The sequence below is a fragment of the Oleiphilus sp. HI0128 genome (assembly GCF_001635365.1).
The window spans coordinates 1-7,849 of the sequence record NZ_LWGG01000146.1; the positions used below are offsets into that span (position 1 = coordinate 1).

Here is a 7,849-nt window from a genome sequence, read left to right on the forward strand (position 1 = left end):
ATAATGAAAATGCCTTGGTCGTTTTGAGCAATATGGCAAAAGAGCATGGCTTTAGTCTATCGGTCGAGCGCTTTGGTGTAAGCTCGGTGCCATTTTCGTATTTACAGCGAGTGGATATTCACTACATCAAAGTTGACCATAGCTTTATTCGCAACGTTCAGGGCAGTCAATCAAATCAGTTCTTCCTGCGATCAGCGATCCAGATTGCACATGGTCAGGGAATTAATGTGATTGCTGTGGGTGTCGAGTCAGAAGACGAGTGGCAGGCTTTAAAAGAGCTGGGGATTGATGGCGCAATGGGGTACCATTTGAAACGGCCACAAGCAAATGAAGTATTTGCTTCATAGCAAGTGTTTGCAATTGATAGTAGGGGATTACAGTTCTCCCAAGTCATTGAGAATTTATACACGTTAGCAGGTTATTAATGTGAAAGAAGGTTTGTCTGATTTTATAAGACATAGAAAAGAAGATTTCCAAGACTACTTGGGGGGCGGAATGTTGGCTAAAGCTATTGGTGGTGCTTTGGGTGTCTATTTACTTTTGTCTGTTATTCTAGGTTTTTGGTGGAGTTCTGAGCCGGAAATTACCGATGTTGTTCAGTACTCTCATGAACAGGCCGAGTTGATGCAGCACCAGCCGGTTCCTGGCTTTGCGACAACAGCAACGATGATCTATTTGATGGAAACGCTGATGGATAAGTCGGGAGGCTACATTAGCAATGATATTTTTCCGCCTGGTTTATGGCTGGATAATATTACTAATTGGGAATATGGCGTGCTGGTTCAGGTTCGTGATTTGGCCAGGGTCTTTCGTAAGGAGTTGAGCCGGTCTCAAAGCCAGTCGGTTGAAGATAAGGACTTAACGATTGCAGAGCCCCAGTTTCATTTCGATAACAGTAGTTGGGCACTTCCGGCCAGTGAGTCGGAATATCGTCGTGGCGTGAAGGCAGCGCGTAGTTACCTAGCGCGTCTCTCTGACCCTCAACAACCGGACGCTCAGTTCTATGCGCGAGCAGATAATTTAAGAAGTTGGCTATCTGAAGTCGAGAATCGTTTAGGGAGTTTGTCGCGCCGTTTGAGTGAAAGTGTTGGTCGCCAGCAGCTTGACTTGGGTTTGGCGGGCGATGCAAGTGCTCAGCAGTCGACAGCTGCAGAAGGTGCTCAGGAGCGTAAGACTGCTTGGATGGAAATAGACGATGTGTTTTATGAAGCACGCGGTACGGCTTGGGCGCTGGTGCATATACTAAAAGCAATAGAGCATGACTTTAAGGCAGTGCTGATCAATAAGAATGCTTTGGTAAGCTTGCAGCAGATAACACTGGAATTGGAAGCGACTCAAGAGGCTGTTTGGAGTCCGATGATTCTAAATGGTAGTGGCTTTGGGATGTTGGCTAATCATAGCTTGACAATGTCTTCGTATATCTCAAGAGCATCAGCGGCCATTATCGACTTGCGCAGTTTGCTTCAGCAGGGCTAACTTTCTAGCACTCGTGAAGTGCAGATAGTAAAAAGGCCGCTGATGCGGCCTTTGTTATATAGAGCTAAGCGCTACAACTTACTTATTGTAGTTCGCTACAGACTTCTCGATTGACTTACGAGCAGCATCTGCATTTTCCCAGCCTTTTACTTTTACCCACTTGCCTTTCTCAAGCTCTTTGTAACGCTCAAAGAAGTGCTGGATCTGTTCTTTCAGTAACACTGGAATATCTTCAATATCCTGAATATCTTTGTACTCAGGAGATAGCTTGTCGTGAGGTACCGCTACTAGCTTCTCATCACCACCCGCTTCATCGTCCATGTCTAGCATGCCGATTGGGCGACAACGAATTACTGAGCCAGGTATAACTGGATATGGTGTGATAACCAATACATCTAATGGATCACCATCGTCAGCCAAAGTGTGCGGGATAAAACCGTAGTTTGCTGGGTAGAACATTGGCGTGGACATGAAACGGTCAACTACAACAGCTCCCATGTCTTTGTCGATTTCATATTTTACCGGGCTGCTTTGAGCTGGGATTTCAATTACGACGTTAATGTCGTTAGGAATGTCTTTTCCTGCTGGAATGTTGTCAAAAATCATAGCTTTGTCCTGTCGTTAATAAGCGGTGTTACTGACCTGAATTTTTTCGCAGAGCGATAAAGTGCGCGATTATACGGCTTCGTGCATTTTTACGCCAGATTCAGAGCCAACAAACAGCAGATCTGCGGGTCTAAGTGCAAATAAACCGTTAGTGACTACGCCTGTAAGGTTGTTGATTTCGGCTTCGAGCTTCTTCGGTTCGAGAATCTTCATGTTGTGAACGTCTAGAATATGATTGCCGTTGTCTGTTACGAAGCCTTCTCTATAAACCGGGTCACCACCAAGTTTGACAATTTCCCGGCCTACCAGGCTGCGTGCCATAGGGATAACTTCAATTGGAAGTGGGAACTCACCTAACAAGCCAACTTGCTTGGAGGCATCTACAATGCAGATGAATTTTTTGGCAACAGCAGCAACGATTTTCTCTCGAGTAAGTGCACCGCCGCCGCCTTTGATGAGCTCTAGTCGCTCGTTGCTTTCATCTGCGCCATCGACATAAAACTCCATTTCATCTACTGAGCCCAGCGCGTAAACAGGAATGCCATGGCTTTTTAGTCTTTCCGCTGTTGCTTCGGAGCTGGCCACTGCGCCATCAAACTGATGTTTGATTTTAGCAAGGTGATCAATGAAGAAATTCGCTGTCGACCCGGTGCCGACGCCGATGATGCTATCGTTATCCAACTTCGGCTGGATATAGTCAATAGCAGCTTGGGCGACTGCGCTTTTTAATTGATCTTGGTTCATGCATGCTCCGCTAGGGTAAATATCTGATTATGGCGTATTGATCGTTATAAATGGCATTATAATGCCCGACAATAAGTGAGAAAAGGATTATGATTGTTTGTGCTCACTTCGATGCTTATTTTTCTCTAGCTATCAGGTATTGAGCAGGGTATTAAAATTATATTAAGTCTGCCTATACGCTGTTTGTCTATATGTCAGCCCTATAAGTGAAGAGTTCCAAGATGCCAATTAACCGTTATATCAAGAAAATACTTGATGCCAGAGTTTATGATGTTGCTATTGAATCGCCGGTGACACATGCGCCGCTATTGTCGGAGCGTTTTGATAATCAAATATACCTTAAAAGAGAAGACCTGCAGCCTGTATTCTCTTTTAAGCTTCGTGGAGCCTATAACCGTGCTCGTTTACTCACAGATGAAGAAAAAGCAGCTGGCGTGATTGCGGCTTCTGCCGGTAATCATGCGCAAGGGCTTGCTTTAGCTGCGCAGAAGCTTGGTATCGACGCGACTATCGTTATGCCAAAAACGACCCCTGAAATTAAGGTTAACTCGGTCAGGGCGAAGGGCGCAAAAGTTGAACTCGTTGGTGATGCCTTTGATGAAGCTTCCGCTTATGCCTTAGAAAAGGTAAAGAAAGAGGGCTTGGTTTATATTCCCCCATACGATGATGAAGATGTGATTGCCGGGCAAGGGACGGTCGCAATGGAGTTACTAATGCAGCATACCGCACCTATTCATGCGGTGTTTGTGCCGGTTGGTGGTGGCGGCTTAATTGCGGGAATGGCAGCCTATATTAAGTTTGTTCGCCCCGAAACAAAAGTGATTGGTGTTGAGCCTGAAGAGGCGGCATGTCTTAAGGTGGCGCTAGAGACTGGGCGTAGAGAAATTCTAGAAGAAGTAGGGATTTTTGCAGAAGGTGTCGCGGTTAAACAGATTGGTAAGCTGCCTTTTGAAATTGCCAAAAAGTATGTTGATGAGGTGATTACTGTTTCAACAGATGAGATTTGTGCAGGCATTAAAGATATCTTTGATGATACACGATCAATTGCTGAACCCGCAGGTGCGGTGGGCATCGCTGGCTTAAAAAAATATGCGGAACGTGAAGGCTTAAGTGGTGAGAATTTAGTGACCATCGTTAGTGGGGCGAATGTTAACTTTGACCGTTTACGCTATATCTCTGAACGAACTGAAATTGGTGAGCAGCGCGAGGCAATCATTGCTGTCACTCTCCCTGAAAAGCCTGGAAGCTATCAGAAGTTTATTCAAGCGCTGCAAACTCGTAATGTGACCGAGTTTAATTATCGCTATGCAGAAGGAAGTGACGCGCAGATCTTTGTTGGTGTGCAAGTGCTTCCGGGTGGCGAAGATCGGGCGCGTGTTATTGCAGAGTTAGAGTCCCAAGGCTATCCCGTGCTGGATATGACTGACAACGAGATTGCAAAGCTTCATATCAGGCATATGGTCGGTGGGCGTTCTGAAGGCGTTGGTGATGAGCAGGTTTATCGTTTCGAGTTTCCTGAAAGGCCAGGGGCGCTGATGTCATTCCTTAATTCACTTGGTACTCGTTGGAATATTTCCATGTTCCATTATCGTAACCATGGCGCTGCATACAGTCGTGTCCTGATGGGGGTGCAGCTGAAAGACTCTGATACGAAAGCCTTTCAGGGAATGCTAGATGAGATAGGTTTCCGATACTGGGTCGAGACGGATAATGAGGCGTATCAACTTTTCTTGAGGGCAGGTAAGTCAAAACGCTAGTAATTAGGTGCTAAAGCCATTAGAATCCGCTACTTAAAGCAGGGTTCTAATGGAAATTTTCTAAAGCTGTGCTATTTTTCTGATTATTAAAGTTTTATTTTGAGGAAAATATGAAGAAGAAACCCGATACAATGTTGGCTGTAATCGGTATATTTATGATCGGTTTGGTCATAAGTGGCTTTTCTTCTATTAGCATTGGTGCTGATGAAGAGCCGGTTCAGAACGCTAGTACTGAGCATGTATTTGATCGTTCAGCCAGCCGCTACTAAAACTCTCTATTCATAAAGAATTACTCGGCTTTTTTGCTCGTTTGATTCTGCATAGGCTTATTTTTTTGCATAGATACCTTGATCGGTGACGATCGCATCTAAGCTGACATCCCAGTCATTGACCGGAAGCGCGTCCATCTTCTGCAGCTCATGTGCTAATCCAATCAAGCGAGGCTTGCACTGAGGAAGCCGTCGCTTATAGTCAAAAGTGCGATCATAGAAGCCGCCTCCCATTCCCATTCTGTTTCCTTCGCTATCAAATGCTACCAGTGGCATTAACACTGTTGACAGTTGTTTAGCATTGAATTGTTTGCAGCGTTTAAAGTCAGGTTCCTCAATACCGAAACGGTTCTTGATATAAGGGCTTGATGCAGAGACTTGGCAAAAAATCATCTGTTGTGGTTTTAAGGGGTGGATGACGGGCAAGTATGCTGTCTTTCCCCATTTCTGTATTAGTGTGAGCAGTGATCGAGGGCAGATTTCACCGTCGTTGCCTAAGTACAAAGCAATATGTTTGCCCCTCAGTAGTAAACCAAAGCGTTTCAGATTTTTGAGTAAATGCGTTGAAGCTGTTCTTTGTTGAAGCTTGGTGAGCTGGCGGCGTTGTTGGCGGAGCTCTCTACGAAGCTGCTTTTTTTCTTGAATTAAGGTGGCGGGGGAGGTTTGAGAAAGACTCATTTTTGGGCTGTATCGTCAATAAGATAGAGCTGGATAGGTTTAAACAAAAGCAACGCTCTGTTGTGAGTGTTGATTTTGGTGCGCCCAAAATGCCGCTGCCAGATAGGGCCTTGAACCCGAAAGTTCAAGGGGGTGATCACTATATGCAAATTAGGCTTTCCCATCCAGATAAACCGGGGGACTTGCACACATCACATGATGTGATTACCAAGGTGTTATTATCGGCTCGAGGACTTATCTAGCAAGCCAGCATTCCAGAACGCCAAACCATCATATAAAAAAACTAGATAAAAATCAGGGCTTTTTACGAAAAAAAACAAATTGCCCAGGGTTTCAATTAGGCCTGTGCTTTTGCTTTGATCAAAGCTTGATCAAGCTTTTCTTCAAGTGATAGCAACATCTCCTGGTCACCTTCTTTATCGCGACCACTTTCGAGCAATTCGTATGCAATATTTAGAGCTGCCATGACCGCAATTCGTTCAATGCCCAGAACTTTTCCTGACGAGCGTATTTCTCGCATTTTTTCATCAAGGTGCCCTGCAGCATTTTCTAGAGCGTCCTTTTTATCAGGAGGGCAGGCGACCAGGTAGTCCTTTTCAAGGATTTTGACCTTTAGTGTGTTGGCGTCGGACATTAACCTTGCTCCAGAGCTTTTAGGCGACCAATCATTGATTCAATCTTGTTTTTGGCAAGATCATTTTTTTGTAGAAGTTTAGTCCGCTCGGACAGCCAATCGTCTTGGCTGCTTTTTAGCGCTAAATTGTCTGCTTCAAGCGTCTGGCAGTAGTTTAGAAGTTGCTCTACTTTGCCAGAAAGCGTTTTAAGTTGTGACGCTTCCATTTAGTTACCTTGATAGTCAAATATTGAAGAATAAACCAATACTATTCGGTATATTGAGGGGTAACTATAATTTGGCCTAGCGTGAGGGTCAACTCGCTTTCGCAATCCAGTCGCAGGTCTCGTATAATTCGCTCAATTTTTGATAAAAGGTCGATATAAATGACAGAAAAAGACAAGTTTTCCGAGCAGGATATAGATGAGCTTGAAAATGAAGAGGCTCAGGAGAGTGATTTTGACTGGTTGGCGAATGTCTATAACCGACAAGGTGCGATCAATCACCCGAGTGAGTTACATGGCTTATTACTTGGGGAAATTACCGGCGGCATTAAGCGTACGGCGAATGACTTTTTAGCTCAGGTTTTAGAACATATGGGCGTCGATGAGTTAAATGTTGCAGCTCAAGCTAATGTAGTTGAGGACTTGTTAGCTTTTTATAGCCAAGTATCAGAGGGTATCGATAAGGATTCGAGTAGTTTTACCTTATTATTGCCAGACGATGACTATGTTTTATCCGAACGACTTGAGGCAATGGTGTTATGGGTAAGGGGTTTTTTGGAAGGTATCGCTATTTCTGCAAGTGAACGACTTAATTCTGCATCGAAGGATCTGGAAGAAATTCTTAAAGACCTGGTTGAAATTTGCCAGCTGGACCCTCGCGTTGAGCCTACTGAAGAGGGTGAAAGAGAGTTCTTTGAAGTGGTGGAGTATGTAAGGGTGGGGGTGCTTAACTTATATGCTGAGTTTAATCAGCCCGAAGTAGAAGATTCGACTGAAGAAAAAGCTGCTATTTCCGATATTGACCCAGATACACCGACATTACATTAATAACAATTGCTGACCAAGATTCTGCTACTCAGGACAATAAGAGATGAATAAAAAAGAATTCTCACGCCGACGAGCTTATCTGGCTGAACACATGGGTGAAAACTCAATTGCGATACTGCCCTCGTCAACGGTTAAAAGCCGGAACCGGGATGTTGATTACCCCTTTCGTCAGGATAGCGACTTCTTCTATCTGACCGGGTTTTCTGAGCCGGAAGCAGTGTTGGTGATTATTCCGGGCCGAGAGCACGGTGAGAGCATCTTGTTTTGCCGAGAGCGAGACCCGACAAAAGAAATGTGGGATGGATTTATTGCCGGGCCAGACCGTGCAATTGATATGTTTGGTGTCGATGATGCGTTTCCCATTTCTGATATAGATGAAATCCTCCCAGGCATGATTGAGGGAACGGATAAAGTTTATTACTCGATGGGCCTTGATGCTGTCTTTGACAGTCGCGTCATGGAATGGATCAACGTTATTCGCAGTAAAGTTAGAAATGGTGCTCACCCACCTGGTGAGTTTGTTGCCTTGGAGCACGCACTACATGAGCTGCGTTTGATAAAAAGTACCACCGAAATCAAGACGATGAAACAGGCTGCTGAAATATCTGCCCAAGCACATATTGAGGCAATGAAGGTTTGCCGCCCAGGTTTACA

11 protein-coding genes and 1 other RNA gene are annotated in these 7,849 nt (G+C 44.7%); 6 read left to right on the forward strand and 6 right to left on the reverse strand.

The annotated features are described in order from the left end of the window. Together A3763_RS01870 and A3763_RS01875 are read left to right on the forward strand one after the other, a co-directional pair. Positions 1-347: EAL domain-containing protein (locus A3763_RS01870; protein WP_156494826.1), on the forward strand; the 347-nt coding region annotated here is incomplete at its 5' end. A 79-nt stretch (positions 348-426) separates the two neighbouring features. Beyond that, the gene (locus A3763_RS01875; RefSeq protein WP_068512200.1) at positions 427-1,476 is read left to right on the forward strand and encodes a DUF2333 family protein; all 1,050 of its coding nucleotides are present in this window, start codon (positions 427-429) and stop codon (positions 1,474-1,476) included. Between the two features lie 78 nt (positions 1,477-1,554). On the opposite strand, the gene ppa is transcribed toward A3763_RS01875, so the two are convergent. Continuing rightward, positions 1,555-2,082, reverse strand: a complete 528-nt coding sequence (gene ppa / locus A3763_RS01880; RefSeq protein ID WP_068512204.1) for an inorganic diphosphatase — start codon at positions 2,080-2,082, stop codon at positions 1,555-1,557. Between the two features lie 69 nt (positions 2,083-2,151). Beyond that, positions 2,152-2,826: a ribose-5-phosphate isomerase RpiA gene (gene rpiA, locus A3763_RS01885; RefSeq protein WP_068512208.1), complete on the reverse strand. Its 675-nt coding sequence runs from the start codon at positions 2,824-2,826 to the stop codon at positions 2,152-2,154. A 221-nt stretch (positions 2,827-3,047) separates the two neighbouring features. Here rpiA and ilvA point away from each other — a divergent pair, with 221 nt between their 5' ends. Next, the gene (ilvA, locus tag A3763_RS01890) at positions 3,048-4,583 is read left to right on the forward strand and encodes a threonine ammonia-lyase, biosynthetic (RefSeq protein ID WP_068512212.1); all 1,536 of its coding nucleotides are present in this window, start codon (positions 3,048-3,050) and stop codon (positions 4,581-4,583) included. Between the two features lie 110 nt (positions 4,584-4,693). Further along, positions 4,694-4,852, forward strand: coding sequence for a hypothetical protein (locus tag A3763_RS27265; protein ID WP_156490412.1), 159 nt, complete (start codon positions 4,694-4,696; stop codon positions 4,850-4,852). 57 nt (positions 4,853-4,909) lie between these two features. Here A3763_RS27265 and A3763_RS01895 read toward each other — a convergent pair whose 3' ends face one another. From A3763_RS01895 to A3763_RS01910, 4 genes are all read right to left on the reverse strand, one after another. Continuing rightward, positions 4,910-5,530, reverse strand: coding sequence for a 5-formyltetrahydrofolate cyclo-ligase (locus A3763_RS01895; protein ID WP_068512216.1), 621 nt, complete (start codon positions 5,528-5,530; stop codon positions 4,910-4,912). Between the two features lie 78 nt (positions 5,531-5,608). Continuing rightward, a non-coding RNA gene (gene ssrS, locus A3763_RS01900) (6S RNA) lies at positions 5,609-5,794 on the reverse strand. A gap of 73 nt (positions 5,795-5,867) precedes the next feature. Beyond that, positions 5,868-6,164 (reverse strand): cell division protein ZapA, encoded by a 297-nt coding sequence (locus A3763_RS01905; protein WP_068509122.1) that lies wholly within the window; start codon positions 6,162-6,164, stop codon positions 5,868-5,870. Then, positions 6,164-6,370 (reverse strand): TIGR02449 family protein, encoded by a 207-nt coding sequence (locus A3763_RS01910; protein ID WP_068509120.1) that lies wholly within the window; start codon positions 6,368-6,370, stop codon positions 6,164-6,166. Before A3763_RS01910 ends, A3763_RS01905 begins: the two co-directional genes overlap by 1 nt. 159 nt (positions 6,371-6,529) lie before the next feature. Between A3763_RS01910 and A3763_RS01915 the strand changes: the two genes are divergently transcribed. Continuing rightward, entirely contained in the window at positions 6,530-7,195 is a 666-nt protein-coding gene (locus A3763_RS01915; RefSeq protein ID WP_068509181.1) for a UPF0149 family protein, read from the forward strand. 43 nt (positions 7,196-7,238) lie between these two features. After that, the coding region (locus A3763_RS01920) for an aminopeptidase P N-terminal domain-containing protein (protein ID WP_197482691.1) at positions 7,239-7,849 on the forward strand (611 nt) is incomplete at its 3' end.